Annotated in this window: 18 protein-coding genes; 4 read left to right on the top strand and 14 right to left on the bottom strand. The window is 34.5% G+C overall.

Going from position 1 to position 22,503, the window contains the following annotated elements; all coding sequences use genetic code 11:
* The first annotated feature begins 57 nt into the window (after nt 1-57).
* Nucleotides 58-2,367, top strand: coding sequence for a PAS domain-containing sensor histidine kinase (locus tag B11cv2_RS04660; RefSeq protein WP_100693532.1), 2,310 nt, complete (start codon nt 58-60; stop codon nt 2,365-2,367).
* Nucleotides 2,368-2,371: 4 nt separating this feature from the next.
* Here the strand turns inward: B11cv2_RS04660 and B11cv2_RS04665 are convergent, their stop codons facing one another.
* The 13 genes from B11cv2_RS04665 to B11cv2_RS04725 form a co-directional block, all read right to left on the bottom strand.
* Entirely contained in the window at nt 2,372-2,902 is a 531-nt protein-coding gene (locus B11cv2_RS04665) for a methylated-DNA--[protein]-cysteine S-methyltransferase (RefSeq protein ID WP_245407004.1), read from the bottom strand.
* A gap of 941 nt (nt 2,903-3,843) precedes the next feature.
* A complete protein-coding gene (locus B11cv2_RS04670) occupies nt 3,844-6,768 on the bottom strand; it encodes a bifunctional [glutamine synthetase] adenylyltransferase/[glutamine synthetase]-adenylyl-L-tyrosine phosphorylase (protein WP_100693534.1) in 2,925 nt (974 codons plus the stop codon).
* 100 nt (nt 6,769-6,868) lie between these two features.
* Nucleotides 6,869-8,260: an ATP-binding protein gene (locus B11cv2_RS04675; protein WP_100693535.1), complete on the bottom strand. Its 1,392-nt coding sequence runs from the start codon at nt 8,258-8,260 to the stop codon at nt 6,869-6,871.
* Nucleotides 8,257-8,943: a response regulator transcription factor gene (locus B11cv2_RS04680; protein WP_100693536.1), complete on the bottom strand. Its 687-nt coding sequence runs from the start codon at nt 8,941-8,943 to the stop codon at nt 8,257-8,259. Before B11cv2_RS04680 ends, B11cv2_RS04675 begins: the two co-directional genes overlap by 4 nt.
* Nucleotides 8,944-9,022: 79 nt before the next feature.
* The gene (locus tag B11cv2_RS04685; protein ID WP_100693537.1) at nt 9,023-10,528 is read right to left on the bottom strand and encodes a Do family serine endopeptidase; all 1,506 of its coding nucleotides are present in this window, start codon (nt 10,526-10,528) and stop codon (nt 9,023-9,025) included.
* A 215-nt stretch (nt 10,529-10,743) separates the two neighbouring features.
* Nucleotides 10,744-11,172 carry a cytochrome c-type biogenesis protein gene (locus tag B11cv2_RS04690; RefSeq protein ID WP_100693538.1) on the bottom strand — a complete coding sequence of 143 codons (429 nt, stop codon included), beginning with the start codon at nt 11,170-11,172 and terminating at the stop codon, nt 10,744-10,746.
* Nucleotides 11,169-13,133, bottom strand: coding sequence for a heme lyase CcmF/NrfE family subunit (locus B11cv2_RS04695; protein WP_100693539.1), 1,965 nt, complete (start codon nt 13,131-13,133; stop codon nt 11,169-11,171). Before B11cv2_RS04695 ends, B11cv2_RS04690 begins: the two co-directional genes overlap by 4 nt.
* Nucleotides 13,123-13,620, bottom strand: coding sequence for a cytochrome c maturation protein CcmE (gene ccmE, locus B11cv2_RS04700; protein WP_100693540.1), 498 nt, complete (start codon nt 13,618-13,620; stop codon nt 13,123-13,125). The genes B11cv2_RS04695 and ccmE overlap by 11 nt, the downstream gene beginning before the upstream one ends.
* A 153-nt stretch (nt 13,621-13,773) precedes the next feature.
* Nucleotides 13,774-14,463: a tetratricopeptide repeat protein gene (locus B11cv2_RS04705; protein WP_371410310.1), complete on the bottom strand. Its 690-nt coding sequence runs from the start codon at nt 14,461-14,463 to the stop codon at nt 13,774-13,776.
* A gap of 153 nt (nt 14,464-14,616) precedes the next feature.
* Nucleotides 14,617-15,036: a hypothetical protein gene (locus B11cv2_RS04710; RefSeq protein WP_100693541.1), complete on the bottom strand. Its 420-nt coding sequence runs from the start codon at nt 15,034-15,036 to the stop codon at nt 14,617-14,619.
* A gap of 205 nt (nt 15,037-15,241) precedes the next feature.
* Nucleotides 15,242-16,651, bottom strand: a complete 1,410-nt coding sequence (locus tag B11cv2_RS04715) for an ATP-binding protein (protein WP_100693542.1) — start codon at nt 16,649-16,651, stop codon at nt 15,242-15,244.
* Complete coding sequence (locus tag B11cv2_RS04720; RefSeq protein WP_100693543.1) at nt 16,648-17,316, bottom strand: response regulator transcription factor; 669 nt, start codon at nt 17,314-17,316, stop codon at nt 16,648-16,650. The genes B11cv2_RS04715 and B11cv2_RS04720 overlap by 4 nt, the downstream gene beginning before the upstream one ends.
* An 18-nt stretch (nt 17,317-17,334) precedes the next feature.
* The gene (locus B11cv2_RS04725; RefSeq protein ID WP_100693544.1) at nt 17,335-17,571 is read right to left on the bottom strand and encodes a hypothetical protein; all 237 of its coding nucleotides are present in this window, start codon (nt 17,569-17,571) and stop codon (nt 17,335-17,337) included.
* Nucleotides 17,572-17,902: 331 nt separating this feature from the next.
* Between B11cv2_RS04725 and B11cv2_RS04730 the strand changes: the two genes are divergently transcribed.
* Genes B11cv2_RS04730 through B11cv2_RS04740 form a run of 3 tightly spaced genes read left to right on the top strand, consistent with a single transcriptional unit; the run spans nt 17,903 to nt 21,198 of the window.
* Entirely contained in the window at nt 17,903-20,062 is a 2,160-nt protein-coding gene (locus tag B11cv2_RS04730; protein ID WP_100693545.1) for a transglycosylase domain-containing protein, read from the top strand.
* 10 nt (nt 20,063-20,072) lie between these two features.
* Entirely contained in the window at nt 20,073-20,666 is a 594-nt protein-coding gene (locus B11cv2_RS04735) for a DUF1214 domain-containing protein (RefSeq protein WP_100693546.1), read from the top strand.
* On the top strand, nt 20,659-21,198 hold the full coding sequence (locus B11cv2_RS04740; protein ID WP_100693547.1) for a hypothetical protein: 540 nt from the start codon (nt 20,659-20,661) through the stop codon (nt 21,196-21,198). Before B11cv2_RS04735 ends, B11cv2_RS04740 begins: the two co-directional genes overlap by 8 nt.
* A 484-nt stretch (nt 21,199-21,682) precedes the next feature.
* On the opposite strand, the gene B11cv2_RS04745 is transcribed toward B11cv2_RS04740, so the two are convergent.
* Nucleotides 21,683-21,973 (bottom strand): hypothetical protein, encoded by a 291-nt coding sequence (locus tag B11cv2_RS04745; protein WP_148664928.1) that lies wholly within the window; start codon nt 21,971-21,973, stop codon nt 21,683-21,685.
* Nucleotides 21,974-22,503: the final 530 nt, after the last annotated feature.

The raw sequence follows: 22,503 nt of genomic DNA on the forward strand, positions 1-22,503 counted from the left end.
TTATGAGTACCAAAACAGCTTTCTAGTTACATTATTCATGATTAAAGGATCCCAGAAATGGCTAAATTGGACGTGTATAACGCGGCCACAAGAATGCATTCTGATTCAAAACCAAGCGTTTCAAATCGCAGGGTAGGAGTAACACGTATTTCTAATTCAATTTACCAAAAACTCCTTTTTATTGAACCTTGGTTACGACGTTCTATTCCATTCGCCATTATTATATCTCTAATTGTATTAGCAACAATACGCTTTGCATCATTTTATGATTGGCGCCATACAATTGGTAAGAATGCGCGCTCCACACTTTCTCTTTTATCTTCCTCTATCATAAATAAAATCGACCATGATTTATTGATTTTTACTCAGCAAAAAAAAGTGGCTTCTCTTTCTCATAATCATTTACAAAATATTCTGACAACCTTTCATCATCACAGTTCTACTAATATCAATCCTATGATAGCTATCCTTGATCGCAATGGAAATATGCTAGCTTCGTCTAATTCAGAAATGATTTCAGGGGAATCTTTACAAGATTTTATTTCTAAGAATATCGATTCATGGCCTCTCAAAAAAAATACTAGCATCATACAAATTACAATAGGACAAGAACCTGCTCTCGCTTCATTCAACCAGACAGACAGTGGCCAATATGGAGTATTCATTAGTGCAACAAAAAAACATATCTATAGGGAATGGCAAAAAAAATTCTCATTAAATATAACTTTATTTATAGGAACAGTGAGTATTATTTTAGTTCTTCTCTATGCTTATTATAATCAAATCACACGAGCACGTAATACAGATTTGATTTCAGAAAAAATTCAAAATCGCATTGATATGGCTATGATGCGCGGACGTTGTGGATTATGGGATTGGAATATGGCGAGTGGACGGGTTTATTGGTCACGCGCAATGTATGAAATGCTTGGCTATGAACCTCAAAATGCACTCCTATCAATTTCTCAAATTACTGCTATCATTGATCCCAAAGATGCCAATTTTTTTGAACTCGCTCAAGAATTAATGGGGAGTGAAAAAAAACATATCGATATTAATGTACCTATGCGTCACGCTGAAGGCCATTATGTATGGATGCGCATTCGCGCCGAAGTAACCGATGAAGAAGAACCTCACTTAGTTGGTATTTCGTTTGATATTAGTGAACAACATCAATTTGCTGAACAAACTGCACGAGCTGATCTTCGTATCCGTGATGCGATTGAAAATATTTCTGAATCTTTTGTCTTATGGGATTCAGAAGGGCGTCTAGTTATGTCTAACAGCAAATTTTGTGAATATGCTTCTATCCCTAAACAAATGCTACAATCAGGAATTGAACGTGCAACTGTTGAAGCCATGTCACGTCCTGCTATCAGTGAATATCCCCTTAAGATAGATGAATCTGGTAACTTAACGAGTATTCGTCAAACTGCAGATGGCTACTGGCTTAAAATTAATGAAAGACGCACACAAGATGGAGGACTTGTTTGTATCGGCACCGATATCTCTGAACTTAAACAACAACAAGAAAAATTTGAAGATAGTGAAAGGCGGCTTTTTTCATTCATTCAGGAGCTAAAACGTGCCCGAGGCAATGCTCAACAACGTGCTACAGAAGTTGAAAAACTTAATAAAAGCCTGCAAGAAGAAAAAGAGCGAGCCGAAAGTGCTAATAAAGCTAAATCAGAATTTTTAGCCAATATATCCCATGAATTGCGTACTCCTCTTAATGCTATTCTTGGTTTTTCAGAAATCATGTTGCAATCTACCTTTGGCCCTCTCGGTTCACAACGCTATAAAGAATATATGCATGATATTCATAATTCAGGAACCCATCTTCTTACTCTTATCAATGATATTCTTGATATGTCAAAAATCGAAGCTGGAAGATTTACTCTTGACCGTAAAAATATCAACCTTGAGCCAATCATTAGTGAAACAATTCGTACACTAACGCCACAAGCACAAGCGAAAAAGATTTCACTTACAACAAATATTGAACAAAAACTTCATGCTGATGTTGACTGTCGTGCCATGAAACAAATTTTCCTTAATCTTATCTCAAATGCTGTTAAATTCACACCTTCTGGTGGCAGTATTGATATCCGTGCTTTCCAGAAAAATAACAACCTTATCTTTAGTATTAAAGATACAGGTGTTGGTATTCCCCAAGAAGCGATCAAAAAACTTGGACAACCTTTTGAACAAGTTGAAAATCAATTTACCAAAACCCACCCTGGTTCAGGTCTTGGACTAGCTATATCCCGTTCTTTATTAGAATTACATAAAGGAAAACTAGAAATCACTTCTAAAGAAGCAAAAGGCACAATCGTAACGATTATAATGCCAATTCAACAAAATTAAATTTTTAATATTGTTCACGTTGTAGTAAAATTTGTTTGCGCTGGATACCCCAACGATAACCAGAAAGAGCACCATTCTTGCGGACTACACGATGGCAGGGGATCACTAATGCCAATTCATTACATGCACATGCATTAGCAACAGCATGGTACGCTTTTGGCATGCCAATACTTTGCGCTAACTCTTTATAAGAAATTGTTTCTCCACATCGTACTTCACACAATGCAGTCCAAATTTTTTTTTGAAAAATTGTTCCATTGATATCCAATAGTAAATTGTGATGTTTTACCAACTTAGGAGTTTCAACCATCGCTACAATACATGCTATTTCTTGATTCAACACATTATTATTAATATTGTGTTTTATACTGGCAAAGCGCGTTCCTAATTTCTGTAACAATTGTTCAGTTGAATCGCCTAAAGCAATATAACAAATGCCCTTATGAGATTTAGCTACCAAAAGACTCCCTATAGATGTCTCTCTTGTCGTCACACTAACCGTATCTTGCCTACTCTTGTTTTTTCGCTTTTCCATTATACTTTGTGACATCTTTAAATTCATAGGAATCTCCTAAAATTAAATCTTCATCCATAAAAAATGGTCTTATTCCAATGAACTCTAAATTTCTCGTATGAAAATCTAATGTAAACCCAAATATTTAATCCTAGGAATAAAGTTTGTCATTAGCTTATAATGAAAGATAAATTTCTCTACTTTAGTAAGGTGCCTTAAACAGCATCTCAACCTTATTGCAGATAAATACGGATGTAATAAGTAAAAAGAAAATCATAATCTTACTTATTATACTTAAAAGTATTGTACGTTAAAATGATAAAAACATTTAATATTGAGCATACTTCTCAGAAACATAAATACTATAACAACATATAATTTGATCAAATTTATTTTTTCTACCTTTTCTTCTTATTACAAATCTATTTTCTTCTGAAGCAATTTAAACACGCATAACACATCTACATCTATAGTCTTATTTTAGCTTTTTCTTGCATCACAATGGATACAGAAGAGCTTCCTGAAACTTTACGTCTTTCAACATTTGCTTGAATCTCTATAATGTGTGAAGTACATAGTCATTATAAAATATACAACAATTATATATCTTCAGCATAGCTTACTTATTTCTTGTATTGTATCAATTCTCATCATACGTGTAATACTATGACTCTTTGAGCTAAAATTTTACACATAAAATGATGCATATATTAAATTGAACAGAGAAATAAATTATAAAAATATTATTAGTGATCACTTTCTGTGAGTAGAAAATAATTGCCTAAAAGGAAGCTTATCCGTGTAATGAACTCACCTGCTTTATTGATTAACAATCAGAAAAACTTTTCTGAGTTTATTAATCAAAGAAAAATAAAATAGTATAATATTCATAGTTTATTTTAACATACATTCATTTGTATACTAAAAAATCAACGTATGATTTTACTTAAGAAACATTCTATCTAACTTCCCATAACTTGTGTAAAAATTGTACGGACTGATTGTCCTATTTCTTCAATTAATTTTTCAACACGTAGCAAATCAGGCTCGCCAATACTACGTAGCAAAAGATCGCTCAACCCAGGTGGCATATCATCAGGATTAAGAGCCTCATTTAAGCAAAGACGTATAATCTGACTTAAATTGGTATAAAGACAATAAGCGTAATGTAAATCAGCAATCAATGATTGACTTAGAAAATCGAGTGGTAAACGAGAAAGAATATCAGCTGTAGTCGCTCCAATTTGAAAATCAATGACATGAGTTATAAGAGCAAATTGAGCAATAAATTCAAGATCCATAATACCACCAGGTAGAGTTTTTAAATCCCATCGATTTGCTGGTGGTTTTTCTTTTTCAATTAAAGCACGCATTTCACGTACTTCTTTTGCAACCTTCTTTTTATCACAAGGATGTGCAATAATTTCCCTTACTTCATTTTCCAATTTTTGCAAAAAATCATCATCTCCAGCTATACCCCTTGCACGAGTTAAGGCAAGATGTTCCCATATCCAAGCTTCTTGGCGCTGATATTTTCTAAAAACCTGAAAAGGAACAGCTATAGGCCCTTTATTGCCCAATGGCCGTAGTCTTAAATCAACAGTATAAAGAACTCCTTGATTTGTAGAAGTAGATAAAGCAGAAACAAAACGTTGTGTTAAACGCGTATAATATTGAGAAACATAGAGTGGCTTTTCTCCATCAGACATTTCTACATTTTCGTCATGCTCATACAGTAAAATAAGATCGACATCTGATCCTGCTGTTAATTCACAGCTTCCCAGCTTACCCATACCCAATATGCCAATACGTCCCCCTTTAATATGGCCATGATGACGAAAAAATTCTTCTTGAACAGCAGTAAGCGTTTTTGCAATCATGAGATCAGCGAGCGCAGTAAAAGCAAAACCTGCTCTATCTCCATTAATTGTACCATTCAAAAGCCGAATACCAATCAAAAAACGCTGTTCACCAGCAAAAATCCTTAGATGATCAAGAATTTCTTCATAAGAAGTGACACCTTCAAGAAAATATTGCAAACGATTTTCTAAATAATCTTTTGTTGGCAATTCTGAAAAAATTTTAGGATCCAACATCCCATCAAAAACGTGTGGTGTACGTGTAATAATCTCGGCAAGTCGTGGTGCAGCACCCATAATACAAACCAACATATCTAGAAGAGGCGGATTTGACTGCAATAAGCTAAAAAGCTGTATCCCCGAAGGCAAACCTTGCAAAAAGCTATCAAAACGCAACATTGCCTCATCTGCTCTTTTGGTCTCACCAAAAGCTTTTAAAAGTGCTGGTGTAAGCTCTGTTAATCTTTCACGTGCTTCAGCAGATTGAGTGGCCCTATAACGCCCACAATGCAACGTACGCATAATACGACAAATATCGCTTGCCCTTTTAAAACCTAAACGACTTAATGTAATAAGTGTTTCAGGATCATCCTCCTCACCTGTGAAAACCAAGTTGCCCATTTCCAAGCCAAGTTCTTGCTCGTGCTCAAATAATGCAGCATAATGTTCTTCCACTATCAGAAGTGTTTCTAACAAATCATGAATAAAACAGTGACTCTCTTGATATCCCATCAAATAGGCAACGCTCGTAAATCGAGTAACTTCTTCTGGCAAAACATGCGTTTGCTCATCTGCAATCATTTGAATACAGTGTTCAACATTACGTAAAAAAGCATAGCTTTTTATAAGGCTATCTTTAATTTCCTCTCCGATCCAACCAAGCTTGCAAAGCTCTGCTAACATTTCAACTGTTTTACGTCCACGTAATTGAGGTAAGCGTCCTCCAGCAATTAACTGTTGTGTTTGAACGAAAAATTCAATTTCACGAATGCCCCCTCGTCCCAATTTGATATTATGACCATAAGCAGCAATTTGCCCATAATTTTTATAAGCATGGATTTGTCGTTTAATAGAATGAATATCAGCAATAGCTGCATAGTCTAAATATTTGCGCCATACATAAGGAGAAAGTTCTTTAAGAAAATTAAAACCTGCATCAATGTCGCCCGCTACTGGACGTGCTTTAATCATAGCTGCACGTTCCCAATTTTGACCGCGCCCTTCATAATAACGCAGAGCAGTCCTAATAGGTAACGCCAAAGGTGTTGAACCTGGATCTGGTCGGAGTCGCAAATCGAGCCGAAAAACATATCCTTCAGCAGTACGCTCTTGAATGATACGGATTAATCGGCGCACCATTTTTGAAAATATATCAACACTTTCATAGAAATCTCCCACATGAGGTGACATTTCATCAATTAAAATAATCAGATCAATATCAGAGGAATAATTAAGTTCTTCAGCGCCAAATTTCCCCATCCCTAAAACAATTAAACCACAATCTTTCTCTGGTGTATCGCGATTAGCTAAACTTATTTTTCCACAATCATGGGCTTCTCTCAAAAGAAAACGTAAAGCTGCACCTAATGCCGCTTCACCAAGACGTGTTAGCCATGCGCAAGAAACCTCATAAGTAAAAACACGACTTAAATCAGCTAAAGCAATCAGAGTGTGCGCTTCTCTTTTCTTGCACCTTAAAGCCGCCATTAATGAAGTTTCATGAATCATTTCAGCTCTATCAACGGCAGCAATATCTTCTATAATTTCACTGAGTCTTGTTTCTATATCTATAGTCAATAAAGGACTAAGATAAGAGGGATTTGCAATCAAAACTTCACGTAAAAAAGGAGATAAAGTCATGACTGCACGGATAAAATCAACTTGCTCTCCTCCATCTACAATATAGGAAACCAATGGTTCTAAATTTTCTTTTCTTGCTTGTTCTTCAATATCTTTCAACCATTGTGAACCACTTTCATCAAGAGGGCGTAAAGGAAAAAGCTGTGTTTTTAAAAAAGCTGTTTTCATCTGCATTCCATCAAGAAAGCATTTTAGTTTTCATTCTATTTTATTGCATAACAAAATTAGAAAAAGGCAATATCTATAAAATAATCAAGAAATAACAACATTAAGGAAACAATAAAACAGCTCTCAATCCTGGATTTGCGTTTTCAAGTAACAATTCGCCCCCATGAAGTTTCATAACGGCTTTTGTTATACTTAAACCAATACCAAAACCAGGTTGTGTGCGACTTTCTTCAAGACGAACGAATCGTTCTATCACTTTTTCACGTTTATCTTCTGCTATTCCTGGACCATTATCACTAACTACAACACGCAAACGTCCTCCATCATCCTCCATTGATAAAGAAACCTCTGTCTTTTTTTCACCTATAGATGCATATTTGATTGCATTATCAATAAGATTTAAAATTGATTGTGTAATAAGCTCACGATTCAGCTTGAGCTCTTTATCAAAAGTATGTCCCAATCGAAGCAAAACACCAGCTTCCTCAGCAAAAGGTTCATAAAATTCAACCGCATTTTCAAGAATTAATTTTATATTCGTCATTTCAAGATTCTCAATTGAACTACCTGCTTCAATACGTGAAATCATTAAAATAGCGCTAAAAGTACGAATGAGATAATCCGATTCAGCAATAACATCATCCAGAGCCTGCCGATATTCAAACTCTGTTTTCTTTCCTACAAGCGCTTCTTCAGCACGATTTCTGAGACGAGTTAGTGGTGTCTTAAGATCATGAGCAATATTATCTGACACCTGACGCAAACCAGTATTTAATTCTTCAATACGATCTAACATAACGTTAAGATTAACTGACAATCGATCAAACTCATCACCCGCTCTAGAAACGGGTAAGCGCCCACTAAAATCACCATTCATCAAACGCTGTGATGCATCTGTTACACGATCAATCCTTTGTAATGCCCTCCTACCAATAAAAAACCATATTAACAAAGCGCCTCCAACCATTGCTGCAAGAGCAATCATAACTGCTTTACGAATAACTGTCACAAAACGTTCCGGTTCATCTAAATCTCTCCCAACAAGAAGTTTCATAGCATTGGGTAAATCAATAATAGCCGCTAAAGCACGATGTTTATTTTGTTCATTTATTTGGCCATTTTCTCCAAAGCGTGAATACAAAAAAGAATGAGAAAGAAAGCCATTAGATTGAAGAATCCCAGGTTCTATGTGCGCAACATTCCCTGCCAAAATACGACCCGTTGGATCAGTGACAAGATAAAGAAAAGCCCCTGGTTGACGTGAACGATAATCAATAGTACGCATTAATATAGGTAACCCACCATAATTATAAGCACTCTCGATATACCTTAATTCTTCACGTAAAGCTTGTTCCGTTTGATCTGTCAGCAATGAAATAGCAAATGCTGTCATATAAAGAGAAAGTCCCGCCGCAACTAATCCAAAAAGCAAAATATAAAGCGCAGAAAGCCTCACTGCAGTCGTACGCATCATGTTGATTAAACGGTTCATATTTTCTTTTCTGGTGCCTTTAGCATATATCCTGCTCCACGAACTGTATGCAAAAGAGGAACATCAAAATCTTTTTCAATCTTTGCTCTTAAACGAGATATATGAACATCAATAACATTTGTTTGCGGATCAAAATGGTAATCCCAAACATTTTCTAAAAGCATCGTACGAGTAACGACCTGTCCAGAGTATCTCATTAAATACTCCAGTAAACGAAATTCACGCGGTTGCAATATAATGTTTTTGCCACCACGCTTCACTATATGTGCTAATCGGTCAAGTTCGAGATCACCAACACAATAAACAGTTTCTGCTTCCTTCGGATTTTTTCGCCTTCGTAAAACTTCAACACGCGCAAGAAGTTCAGAAAAAGCAAAGGGTTTTGTCAGATAATCATCTCCACCTGCACGCAAACCAGTTACACGATCATCAACCTGACCTAAAGCAGAAAGAATAAGAACTGGTGTTTTGATGCCTTTTGCACGCAACTCAGTAATAATAGAAAGACCGTCACGATATGGCAGCATGCGATCAATAATCATCACATCATAATTTACCGTCTCAGCCAAAGTATACCCAGTATCTCCATCATAAGCAACGTCAGCTGTATGTCCTGCTTCCAAAAAGGCTTTCTCGAGATAACGCCCTGTCTCACGATCATCTTCGATAATGAGTATCTTCATAAAACGCATCTCCGTTATTTTATCAAATGCCCGATGAAACAGAAACCTTAGCAAATTTCTGTTTCACTTCTTATAAATGTTATTTTTTGAGAATTGGAAGGGCAATAAAACGATTCTGATCATTTGTTCGCACTTGCAATAATATCGCATTTCGCCCTAGTTTTTTTGCATCTTTGATTGCATCAGTAATATCAGATGCTTTTTTGACAGGTCTATTATTAACCGTTACGATAACATCGCCAGGACGTACCCCTCTATCAGCTGCATCTGCATCTGAATCCACATCCGTTACAACCAATCCTACACCATCATCAGAAGGAGCTACAATCAAACCATAATCTTCTAACGTTTCATCTGAATTACCATGTTCGCCTGAATATTTTCCTTTTTCTCGCTGTCCCTCATCTGCTGGCATGGAGTCAAGCTTAACCTTAATACTTTCCTCTTTACCTGATCTCCAAATTCCTAAAGTAACAGTTTCTCCAGGTTTAGTATTTGCAATACGCTTTGCTAGATCACGTGCATCATTAATTTTTTCGCCATTAACTGCAATAATTACATCACCTGCTTTAACGCCAGCCTTCGCTGCTGGCCCTTTGAGCGGATCAGTAATTAAAGCACCTTTAGATTCTTTTAGACCAATTGAATCAGAAATTTCTTTTGTAACAGCCTGAATTTGAACACCGATCCAACCTCTCTGAACAGAACCTTTTTCCATAAGTTGTTTCACAACTTGTTTTGCTGTTGCTGAAGGAATAGCAAAAGCAATCCCAACATTCCCACCAGAGGGAGAATAGATTGCTGTATTAATTCCAACAACTTGTCCATTAAGATTAAACGTTGGCCCCCCAGAATTACCACGATTAACAGCAGCATCAATCTGAATAAAATCGTCATAAACACCAGCACCAATATCACGTCCACGTGCGGAAACAATACCTGCTGTTACAGTCCCACCAAGGCCAAATGGATTCCCGACAGCAACTACCCAATCTCCCACATGAATTGTCGAATCATCTGCAAAATCAACGTATGGAAACTTCCGTTTATCATTTACTTTTAATACCGCAAGATCAGTTCGAGGATCTGCTCCAATAAGTTTTGCCTCAAGTTCTGTACCGTCATCGAGAATGATAGCATAGCTCGTTCCCTCCGCAATGACGTGATGATTGGTAACAATATAACCATCAGAAGAGGTAAAAAAGCCAGATCCAAAGGCAATAGGACGAAATTTACGTGGACGATTCAAAGGCTTATTATTAGGAAGAGCATGATTATAAAAATCTTTAAAAAATCTTTTCAAAGGATGTTGATCTGGCAACTGATCAATTCCTGGATTACTAAAAAAATTACTAAAGAAACGCTCTTCTTTCTTAGCATTACTCTTCACTTGCACAGAAACAACAGCTGCTTTTACTTTAGATACAACATCTGCAAACCCTTGTTGTTGTACTGAAGGAACAAATACAGGATTCGCATAGGTATTTGTCACCCAAAAGCTTGATCCAGTAAAAAACATCGTACTTGCTAAAAACACAGAACAACTTACTGCTGTTAACATCATACGAAAATTTGATTTGGTCATTTTTTATGCTCCTACTCAGTAATATTTAACCATACTGTAATTAACAATAAAACAGTAAATATTACTGTTTTCTGTCTAAATTATTAAAGTTTTGTAAAGTTGATCATAAATAGCATTCAGATGAAATAAATCTAAACTATCCGTTTAAATGTCTCACTTTTCTTTTATCCATATAATATCCACTTTAATTTCAACAATATTATGAATCGCTTTTATTAATTAGCATCAAAAGAAATGAATGTCTTTCTTCTTGCCCACCTTATTCGAAATAAAATGAAACTTACACCAATAATAATGATGATCAGAGGTGATAACCATAAAAACCAAGTCGTTTTATTAAATGGTGGCGTTAGTAAAATAAATTCACCATATTGCTCAACAAGAAAATCAATAATCTGCTGATCATTATCGCCTGCTTTCAAGCGCTCACGAACTAAAAGACGTAAATCACGTGCTAAGGAGGAATTTGAATCATCAATCGTTTGATTTTGACAAACTGGACAACGCAAATATGATGAAATATCACGCGCGCGCCTTTCGAGTACTGGATCCATTAAAATCTCATCTGGCTCTACCGCTCCCACTAATTGCATAGAAAAAATGAGAGTAAAGACTGTAAGAATCCAAAAGAAAAGCTTCCTCATCTTGATCCCTTTATAATCGATTGCACCCGACCTACACGCATCCAATGATTTAAAAGAGAAAAACCTCCTCCTACCGCCATCATGAACGCACCAAACCAAATACATATCACATACGGCTTCCACCATATATGCACGACAAGCCCTTGATCATTTATACGACCAGGAGCAATATAAAACTGGGAAAAGCCATGATTTTGAATACCAACTTCCGTCGTTGATTTATTTTGGCTTGAATAAAAACGTTTCGATGCTGTCACATTACTTATCACATTTTTGTTCTCGTATATTTTAAAATTGAATTTTATCGCTGAATAATTCGAACCTGCAATATTATGAACTTCATCAAAACGAATAGTCTTACCAGCTATCGTAACCGTCTCTCCTACTTGCATAGTTAAAATACGTTCTTGCCCAAAAGTTGCAACCCAAATAATGCCGAATAATGTAACTCCTAATCCCATATGAGCCAACGCAGCACCAAAAACAGATAATGGTAATCCTAAAAATCTCTTAACTCGGACCCTAAAAGACACCTTATGATAACCACTCTTGCTCCAAAGATCAGCCAAACCACCCAAAAAAACAAAAACTGCCAATCCAACCCCTAAAGCAGCAAAAATATCACGTAAAGAATCTACATAAAATGTTATAAAACACGCTACACAAGCCAGCGCAAAAACACACCACAATCGCTCAAAAACTGCAAAAAAATCGCTACGTTTCCAAGCCATCATCGTGCCAAATGGAACAAATAACAAAAGTACTATCATTAAAGATCCAAATGTAAGATTAAAAAAAAGAGCACCCACAGAGATTTTTTGCCCTGTTAATGCCTCAAAAAAATAAGGGTAGAGTGTACCAATTAAAACTGTCGCTGTTGCTGTTGTAAGAAGTAAATTATTTAAAATAATAAAACCTTCACGCGAAATTGGATGAAAAAGTCCCCCTGTTTTCAAAATAGGCATCCGTATAACAAAAAGAAGAAAAGCTCCTCCCGTGAAAAAAAACAAAATAGCAAGAATTGCCTTCCCACGTGCTGGATCAACAGCAAAACTATGCATGGACATCAAAAGGCCTGAACGAACAAGAAAAGTTCCCATAAGAGAAAGAGAAAAGGTAAGAATAGCTAAAAATAAGGTCCAGCTTCTCAATAAATTTCGTTTTTCAAAAACAATCACCGAATGTAAAAGAGCAGTTCCCGAAAGCCAAGGCATTAATGAAACATTTTCAACTGGATCCCAAAACCAGTAACCACCCCAACCTAATTCATAGTAAGCCCAATAAGACCCAACCGTAATGCCAATTGTCAAAAAAATCCATGCAAGCAAAACCCATGGTCGTATCCAACAAGCCCAAATCTTATTAAGATATCCTATAATCAATGCAGCTATTGCAAAAGAAAAACAAACCGAAAAACCAACATAGCCCAAATAAAGAAGTGGGGGATGAATTGCTAAAGAAATATCCTGTAACACAGGATTAAGATCATTTCCCTGCAATACCGGTGAATGAACACGTACAAATGGATTAGACATAAAGAGAATAAACAAAAGAAAAGCACTTATGATCCAACTTTGGCAACTTAAAACTAATGCTTTAAACTGTTCTTGTAATTGTGGAGAAAATAATGCAATCAATGTACTAAAAAAGGCTAAAAGCAAAACCCATAATAACATTGATCCTTCATGGTTACCCCACACACCAACGATTTTATAAAGCATTGGCTTTTCTGAATGAGAATTCTCAACAACATTAAGAACAGAAAAATCAGATACAATATAAGCGTAAACAATAATCAAAAAAGATAAGAGCAATAATATAAAAATGATATATGTTAGCGGTACTGCTAATTGCATCAATAAACGCTTTTTTTGTAAAACCCCAAAAGTTGGTAAAAATGCCTGCAACAAACTAACTGCCAATGCTGCCGCTAAAAAAAGATGACCCAATTCAACGAGCACAATCGAATTGTCCCTTCATATTCTGACATTTATTTACGCGATCAGCCATTTCTTTAGACATATAAGTCTCATCATGTTTTGCCAAAATACGCGTACCTATAAAAATTCTTTGTTTATTGAAATATCCTTCCACAATAACGCCTTGTCCTTCACGAAAAAGATCGGGTAATATACCAGTAAAAATAACCTTTTCATGTTTTAGATTATCAGTTACAAAAAAGGTAACCTGCATATTTCCACTGTCTTCAACAGTTCCTTTTTCAACAAAACCACCTAAACGTAAGGAACGACCCGTTAAAATATCTTCTCTTGTAATTTCGGATGGCATTCGAAAAAAATTGACTGTATTACGGATCATATACAACATGAAACCGGTAACAATTGCTATAATAAAAAGACATAATAAAACCATAAGTAGTCTATTTTTTTTTTGCTTCTTCAAAACAAGCTCAAGTGAAAAAGAATCCTTCAAAGATGCACTGTTCATGGCCTACTCATGCAAAATATTTTCATTAAGGTGTATTGTATACATGCCCTATTGTGTAATGAAATAGTTTTGCACATTCTTTTATATAAGTAAAACTGATTATAAGTATTTTGTCTATTTCTGAACAAACTCACCTAATTATGCAATTATAAATTAATCTAAATCTTGCTCATCAGAAACACTACGCAACTGAATAATCATTTCTTCAATATGTGATCTTCCCTTAATATTCTTAGGTGTTTGATTAAGGAAGTTTTGTAAAAGCTGAACCGCTTGAGAAGATTGACCTGATTGATGAAAAGCACTCGCTAAAAGTAAATGAGGATAAAAATCTTTTGGTGCTAAATTAACAGCCTTTTGAAAAATATCCTGTGCTTCTTGCGTAATGATTCCTCCTTCATAATTAACTAACGCTAAACCATAGCCTAACAGCCTTGGAGCTGTTTCTCCATTTAAATGAAGTGCATATAAGTAGGTATTCACAGAATCTTGAAAACGACCTGCTTCAAGATACGCTACTGCCAATGCATCTGCTACCTTTCCATCATGAGGCATACGAAAAAAAAGCACTTCTAAACGAATAAGTTTTTCATGCTCATTTAACGTATTGGGATCTTTCTCCATCAATTCACTAAAAAAATAACTTTTGACTCTTGGATTACCAGTCAGACTATAAACTCCCCATGTTACAAAAAAAATAAATAAAACACTTAGCACCATAAGTGCACAAAAACTTTTTGAATATTTATAAAGTCTTCGCACACCTTCTTCATCAAAAGTACAACGTTGAAAATTAGCTTCACTCTCACAGTTTTGGGTTTGATCAAGGCTGAAAGAAGACATTTTGTTTTGTTCCACAATAAAAAAACAAAAAAAGAATAATTGTTAAAAAAATTAAAAAAAATGCAACCAAAACTGATAATAGCATATCACTTTAACACCTATGTGGAAATCAAAAAACTACAACCAATTTCATTCATACTTTTATTGTGGCACTTATATAAGAGGGGCCCAACTCCCATCAGCATTGCGGCATGCACTACCATAAACTATTTCAGATACATCATTAAGAGTAAAAGAGTGACTATACTGACGACAATTTTGCGAACCAACCTGATAAAATTGCCCTGCACTTACTTCACCAAAAATACCTCTTTTTTTAGATACCCAGCTTACCTTTTTTCCAGCAATAGCATATTCTAGCGCATTATATTCTGCTTGCAAAACTTTATAACGATCATCCATAGATAATAGCGTAAAAGAAGATCCAAGAAGACCAGTCCCCATGCTATTAATCTTACCAAAATGAACTTCTTCTACATTGAGATCCTTTGTATCTAATTTCAACGTATGACTACACCCCGATAAAATTACAATCAACATACCAATTAATGATAAAAAGACTTTCTGCATCATGACACCATAAAACTCATCATCAATTTTTCTGATATCTATAAAACCATAAAAACAAAATTTTCACTTATATCCTCCATGACATATAAATATAACGATTAAGGCACGAAAATATTTTTACTTACTACCTCAAGCTGTATACAAAATATCGCTTTTTATTACAGATATCATCTTTGATATAGATACCAAGAAAAAGAAAACATATTTATCACCTTGGTAATACAATTTTTGTATATAATCCACCCAGTTTAGAACGCGACAAAGAAAAGCTTCCACCATATTCACTAACCATATCTGAGACAATTGCTAATCCTAATCCTGTTCCTGGCTTACTTTCATCAAAACGTTGACCTCTTTTTAAAGCTTTATCAATTTGCTCTTCTGTCAAACCAAGACCATCATCTTCAATAACAATACTAAAGAATGCTATTTCTTCAAAACTTTCTTCTAAAGAACAACCGATTAAGATTTTAGTACGAGACCACTGAGCAGCGTTCTCAAGCAGATTACCTACAATTTCCTCTAGATCTTCTTTTTCACCAGAAAAAATAATATCATCAACATGCATAGTAAATTGAATATGTTTACTAGGATTGAGTTTTTTTATGACCCTAATCAAACGATTAAGTGTTTCCCGAACAGACGTATGAGAAATAATACTATCGCGCTGTGCTGCAATCCGCGCACGTCGTAAATAATGATTAATTTGTGCATGCATTATTTTAGCTTGCTCGCGCAATAAAAGGGCTGCTTCCCCTGTCATGCTATCAACTTCATTAATGATAACTGATAAAGGTGTCTTTAATGAATGAGCAAGATTACCAACCTGAGTTCGAAATCTTTCAATAATACGTTGATTATTATCAATAAGAGCATTCATTTCTTGTGCCAATGGCATAACTTCACTTAATAAATCCATACTTATATAATCAGTCTTTCCCGTACGAATATCATTCAATGTTTGTTGAATTCGTCTTAATGGCTGCAAACTAAAAAAAATAAGAGTTAAATTGATAAGAACACTCCCTATCCCAAAACTCCACAGAAAAATTTGTAAAGTCTGTTCAAATTCTTTTACCTGTCCATGTACTTCATCAATATTTCCAATAAGGCGAAAACGAGCAATACGATTCTGATTATCAAGAATAACATCACTTTCAATAACTTTTAGGTTTTCCCCATCTATACCCTTTACTCGATAAGAGCGAAAAAATTCACTATTAAAAGGGACATCAACAATGCTCGGTGAAAAAATTTCTGTAGTTCCTAATGATTGTGATACCAATCTTCCATGTAGATTAGATGATACAGGCAATACCTCCCAATACCATCCAGACGTTGGATCTGAATAACGAATATCACCAAATTTAGGATTCCCTCTCAAATATCCCTCAGATGTAACAGTTACAGCTGTAATCAGGCTATAAAGCTGAGAAGAAAGAATACGATCCAAACTTTGTTCACTTGAACGCTGATAGAATAAAATACTGACTGCTGAAATAAATGAAAGTGAAATAATAGCCCATAATGTTGATAAAATCATAATACGTAGACTGAGAGATTTTCCAACAAAAAAAAATAACCGTTTCAACCGATTATTATTCTTCAAAGCTCTCATTTATCACCTAACATTTTTATTCTATAACCTAGTCCGCGAACAGTTTCAATCGAATCTACCCCAAGTTTTTTACGCAACCGCCTTATAAACACTTCAATTGTATTCGAATCTTTATCAAAATCCTGATCATAAAGATGCTCAATAAGCTCTGTCTTTGAAACTACTTTATCACTATGATGCATAAGATAAGAAAGAAGCCGAAATTCATATGATGTTAATTTAATTAACTGTCCCTCAATAAAAACACGAGAAGTTTTAGTATCTAATAAAACCTCTCCACAAGATAACGTATTTGTTGCATGTCCTGTCGAGCGGCGAATTAAAGCACGCAACCGTGCCATTACTTCCTCTAAATGGAATGGCTTAACAACATAATCATCGGCACCCGCATCAATACCACGTACCTTATCAGACCAACAATCACGCGCTGTTAACATTAAAACAGGCATAGAATACCCTTCTTTACGCCATCTTTCAACAACCTGAATCCCATCCATGCATGACAAACCGATATCAAGAATTACAGCATCATAAGACTCTGTACTTCCTAAAAAATAGGCATCTTCACCATTAAAAGCGCTATCAAAAACATATCCAGCGTCTTTTACTGCTTTTGCTAATTGATGATTAAGATCGCGATCATCTTCAACAATCAAAATACGCATCACTACACCTGAAAAAAATTAATCGGCAGCAATAACAACCTCAACACGTCGTGATTTATCACCATTATGCGCAGGAACAATAATCACAACCACACACATATTTTTGCCACCTTGAATACTCGGTATTGAACGAGTGAGTGTTCCTTTTTGTTGCATAGCAACTTTTTTTCCTACTTCAATACAATCAGCTGCTAAAACAAAATCTAAACCGATAAGGCTTATGAATATCGCAAAAAAGAAAATTTTTTCTATCATGGATTTTTCTATAAGTCATTTTATCTGAATAAAAAATGAATAAAGAAATTAATTTATTTCTCCAATTTAAATGACATAAAGAAAAATATAACTTTACATATATATCGTCATATTAAAATTTTAGTAATTATAAGTTCATTTTTTTAATGGCCTGTGAAAATTAAATAACAAAAAATTTTTAAAATATAAAACTAAATATATATTTCAGATAAATTAAGTATCACAATCTCAAATACATTCTTTTTTTGCCATGCCTATAGCAAAAAAGTTCTTATACTCCATATAATTATTATCAGATTATTTAATTGCATTACTTTATCATAGGCTTTTTATGTTTGATTTTTTGAAAAAAAAGAAAATCCAACAAAATAAACCATTCCATAGCCCTAAACTTATTGAATTAGATGCGTGGCTAGACACAACACTTTACAATATTCGTATTTGTCACAATTTCTTCTGGAATAGAACAGCCCTTATTTCGCAACGTTTTCGTGTACGAGGATGGAAACGATGTATCGTTGAAATTCTCGATGAAACATTAACATTAGGGGTGATTGCTTTTACTTTATTCACCATCATCGGTATTTCTGTTTTTGAATTAACAAAACAAGATTGGTATTCATCGAAGAATTTTTCCATTCTTTTTCTGGACCGCTATGGAAATTCTATTGGACACCGTGGAGCTTTACCAGCTCTATCCGTCCCTGTAGAGGAAATGCCTGATTATCTTATCAAAGCAGTTCTTGCAACAGAAGATCGACGTTTTTTTCATCATTGGGGAATTGATTTTTACGGTCTTATACGAGCAATTATACAAAATATACAAGCTAAAATTATCGTTCAAGGTGGTTCAACCCTTACACAACAACTCGCTAAAAATTTATTTTTAACACATGAAAGAACCATAACACGTAAAATTAAAGAAGCTTATCTTGCTCTATGGCTAGAAGCAAATCTTAGCAAAAAACAAATTTTGCAACTCTACCTCGATCGCGTATACATGGGAGGAAACAATTTCGGTATTGCAGCAGCATCAAAATTTTATTTTGATAAAAATATACGCAACATATCCTTAGCAGAATCCGCTATATTAGCTGGTCTTTTCAAAGCACCAACCAAATATGCTCCTCATAGCAATTTACCTGCTGCACAAGCACGTGCAAATATAGTTCTATCTAATCTCGTTGACAGTAATTTTATGACGGATAGCCAAATTATCAAAGCATACCGCCAACCTGCCAAGATTATTACAAAAGCCCAAAACAGTCAGCCTAATTATTTTCTTGATTGGGCATTTGATGAAATACGTCAAATCAGCAGTCAATTACCAAGCCGCACCTTAATTGTTCAAACAACCCTTGATCCAAATATTCAACGAGCAGCAGAAGAAGCAATCGAATATTATCTATACCAATATGGCCAACAATATCACGCAACACAAGCAGCCACCGTTATTCTTGACAATAACGGAGCTGTACGTGCAATTGTTGGAGGACTTGATTATGAAAAAAGCCAATTTAATAGAGCAACACAAGGTGGTCGACAACCTGGTTCTTCGTTCAAACCATATGTTTATGCAACTGCCATGGAGGAACATGGATTATCCCCAAATACTATAGTATCTGATAAACCTATCCATTGGGATGGTTGGTCGCCAAGAAATAACTCTGGCCGTTATATCGGCAATGTCGATTTAGCAACTGCTTTAGCCTTTTCTATTAATACAATACCTGTCTATATTACTTACAAATATCTTAATCGTAATACTGAACCAATCAGAAATTTGATTAAAAATATGGGTATTAATTCTCATATTTTATCACACAAGACCATGGTTTTAGGAACATCCAATATGACACCAATGGATCAAGCAATTGGTTTTAATGTCTTCGCTAATGGAGGCATAGCTGGAAATCGCCACGGCTTTACACGAATTAGCACAATAGATGGTCATATCATATGGGATTGGACACGGAACGGTAACAAACCATATCAAGTTATCAGTGAACAATCCGCTGCTTATATGAATCAAATGCTCGTTGGTGTTACCACACGAGGATCTGGTAAACGCGCAGCGCTGCCCATGTCACTTGTTGCCGGAAAAACTGGAACATCACAAGCCTATCGTGATGCTTGGTTTGTTGGCTTTACTGGTAATTATACTGGTGCTGTATGGATGGGAAATGATAATTTTTCACCCATGAATCGCGCTTTTGGTGGTGTTATTCCCGCCATGATATGGCATCGCATTATGCTCTACGCACATCAAAATACAGTTCTCCAACCACTCTATGGTGTAAAAAATTCTATTTTACCTTATCAGTCACCAATGAATCCTTCCCATGATAATTCTTATATAACTTCATTGCCTAAAATACTCTCACCAGAAACATTAAACGCTATACGTTCTATCAACAAAGACTTACAAAAATTACCAAATATGACCTTATCAAATACGAAAACTATTTTTTCTTCAACGAATGCAATTTGAGTATCCTACAGTGTTTTTTAATATCATTTTTACTTTTCTAATCTTCGTTTTTTCCATTATATTTGGAATATTCAGCGTTAATTATATGCTTAATACTGCCATAGATTTTGATAGTTTAAAGATTAGAGAATGGGAGAGCTATTTACACATAGGAACACCTAAAGCTGATCCTTACACCCGCGCACGCACTGCAAAGCGCGGTGATATTTCTCTTGGATATCCAGAAAATCTTATTTTCCAACTTTGGACAGATAACCAAGGACATCCGCTACGTCCCAACTGCCATTATTTACTTACAGGACACATTCCTGAAACGCGTCTCTTTACTCTGTATCTAGCTGACAAATTCCTTAAACCTTACACTTCAACAAATAATATTCCTTCTGCACTCCACACTTACAACGTAATTTATGAAAATGATGGTTCATTACGGATACATATCTCACCAACACCGCAAACAGGGAATTGGCTTGCATCAACGAGTAAAAAAGAATTTGGAATTATTCTGAACTTATATGACACTTCAATTATTTCTGCAACAGCACTACGAAAACCTATGATGCCCTCCGTAGAACGAATTCCATCAGGAGAAAAATGTGTTTAAATTCATTCATACAATTCTTCTTATAGGCATCAGTACGATCATTGTTCATATTTGTACTTTACTGTTCATTCCTCATTACACACGAAATAATATATGGACACAACTTGAAAAAATAGGACATCCTTATCAATTTGCCGACCTGAATTCGGATAATCCTATTCGCCAATCAATGGATCCTTTATTTCTTCTTAAAGTATGCAAATTTAATCTAGACAATGGTCCTGTTCACTTAACCACTCCACAAACAACACAATTTTGGTCATTATCAGCTTATACAAACGACGGAATTATTTTCTACAATCTCAACGATAAAACAGCCCCAAATGCTAAGATCAATCTCATTATCGGAAGCCCTCTACAAATAACAAAACTCAAACAATCAAAAATTGAACATACCCTTCATTCAGTTTTAGTCTCTCAAAAATTAAATGAGGGTTTTGCTATTTTACGTGTATTCACTCCATCTCTACTTGAAAAAAAAGAAACTGAATCCTTTCTTGCAAAAGCAACTTGTCGTATATTCAATGAATGATAAGTGTCCTAATCTTTCATTGAACAAATCAACTTCAGTATTCTAATCAAAATCTTATGATCAATTTTTCTATTCTGGACAAATGTAAATATTTTTGACTATCTAAAATTATTTTCAGCCTTTTAATCTTCTACACAAATAATGATTTCTCTAAGAGCTGAAAGAATATAAAGTTTCTTTTCTTTAAACGATATCAAAAATAGAACATTTAAAATAATTTCTTTAATAAAGTATTCAATATCGTTATTGAAACACTTGCTATCTTTAATACACTATACATAATAAATAAAAACTATAACTCTATAATTATTTATAACAAAATATTTTTTTGATAAATGACCATGGATCATTTTAATTTTGCCAATTTCTGCTGCGTATCCAATAAGCTTCCTAATATAACTCTTTACAGTCAGCGCAAATATAAATCTTAAGTAAACTACTTGCAATAGAAACAGAAATGAGCATCAGCCTAGATTCTTTTTGGTTATTTAGATAAAATAGTATCTTCTGATACAACTGAAACCAATGCTAAATTAATATCAGTCAATACATCTTGGTGTGTTTTTATTTGTGAAAACAATGCATTAATTAAAAAAAAACCAAAACTTATAATAAAAATAAAAAAGCCTATAACTAAACAAGCATTTGCACATACACGGCGATAAAATTGTTTTATTAACCAAAGAATAAAACGGAACATTACTGCAAAAAATGCTATGGTAATACTCCATTGTTTTATAGATTTCTTTTTTCGTTTCTTTCGTTTATTTACCATAATAGAAATTAACAGATATTATTTTGATTTTCAGTTAGTGAAAAACATGTTTATATTATAATTCTATATCCGTTGATCTTACATTCAACAGAACTTCATACGAATAAAAATCCCTACTATAAAGAATTTTATTCCATACTAAGCTATTACCTCATACAATTATTTCTCTATCGCTATCTCATTAGCATTGTAGAATTAATTTAATTATATTTCTTTTGTACATATATTTGATAACATTTAAAATCAAATTAAGCTTTATCGTAAAACACAGAATAAACTTTATAACATACATTTTTTAAATATAGTGTGATAATAAATTTACATCTTTGTATAATACTAAATGAGTACAATTATTTCAGATATAATATAATACGCAAATGAAAACCCGTACCATTAATATTTAATCAATTCCCTAAACTTCATCTATAGCTGTATTTGAAATTTACAAGATAATAAAAAAAACACGCAATCTTTTTAACGCAAATTGCATTATTTTTTTTGCTATAAAAATAAAATTTCACTTTTAAAAA

Origin of the sequence: Bartonella sp. 1-1C, assembly GCF_002810325.1 — a bacterium.
In the GTDB taxonomy this organism is placed as follows: Bacteria; Pseudomonadota; Alphaproteobacteria; order Rhizobiales; family Rhizobiaceae; genus Bartonella; species Bartonella rochalimae.

What these genes read in the sequence shown, in the direction of transcription:
- B11cv2_RS04660 (WP_100693532.1), top strand. Translation starts at nt 58, where the DNA reads ATGGCTAAATTGGACGTGTATAACGCGGCCACAAGAATGCATTCTGAT.
- B11cv2_RS04665 (WP_245407004.1), bottom strand. Translation starts at nt 2,902, where the DNA reads ATGGAAAAGCGAAAAAACAAGAGTAGGCAAGATACGGTTAGTGTGACG.
- B11cv2_RS04670 (WP_100693534.1), bottom strand. Translation starts at nt 6,768, where the DNA reads ATGAAAACAGCTTTTTTAAAAACACAGCTTTTTCCTTTACGCCCTCTT.
- B11cv2_RS04675 (WP_100693535.1), bottom strand. Translation starts at nt 8,260, where the DNA reads ATGAACCGTTTAATCAACATGATGCGTACGACTGCAGTGAGGCTTTCT.
- B11cv2_RS04680 (WP_100693536.1), bottom strand. Translation starts at nt 8,943, where the DNA reads ATGAAGATACTCATTATCGAAGATGATCGTGAGACAGGGCGTTATCTC.
- B11cv2_RS04685 (WP_100693537.1), bottom strand. Translation starts at nt 10,528, where the DNA reads ATGACCAAATCAAATTTTCGTATGATGTTAACAGCAGTAAGTTGTTCT.
- B11cv2_RS04690 (WP_100693538.1), bottom strand. Translation starts at nt 11,172, where the DNA reads ATGAGGAAGCTTTTCTTTTGGATTCTTACAGTCTTTACTCTCATTTTT.
- ccmE (WP_100693540.1), bottom strand. Translation starts at nt 13,620, where the DNA reads ATGAACAGTGCATCTTTGAAGGATTCTTTTTCACTTGAGCTTGTTTTG.
- B11cv2_RS04705 (WP_371410310.1), bottom strand. Translation starts at nt 14,463, where the DNA reads ATGTCTTCTTTCAGCCTTGATCAAACCCAAAACTGTGAGAGTGAAGCT.
- B11cv2_RS04710 (WP_100693541.1), bottom strand. Translation starts at nt 15,036, where the DNA reads ATGATGCAGAAAGTCTTTTTATCATTAATTGGTATGTTGATTGTAATT.
- B11cv2_RS04715 (WP_100693542.1), bottom strand. Translation starts at nt 16,651, where the DNA reads ATGAGAGCTTTGAAGAATAATAATCGGTTGAAACGGTTATTTTTTTTT.
- B11cv2_RS04720 (WP_100693543.1), bottom strand. Translation starts at nt 17,316, where the DNA reads ATGCGTATTTTGATTGTTGAAGATGATCGCGATCTTAATCATCAATTA.
- B11cv2_RS04725 (WP_100693544.1), bottom strand. Translation starts at nt 17,571, where the DNA reads ATGATAGAAAAAATTTTCTTTTTTGCGATATTCATAAGCCTTATCGGT.
- B11cv2_RS04730 (WP_100693545.1), top strand. Translation starts at nt 17,903, where the DNA reads ATGTTTGATTTTTTGAAAAAAAAGAAAATCCAACAAAATAAACCATTC.
- B11cv2_RS04745 (WP_148664928.1), bottom strand. Translation starts at nt 21,973, where the DNA reads ATGGTAAATAAACGAAAGAAACGAAAAAAGAAATCTATAAAACAATGG.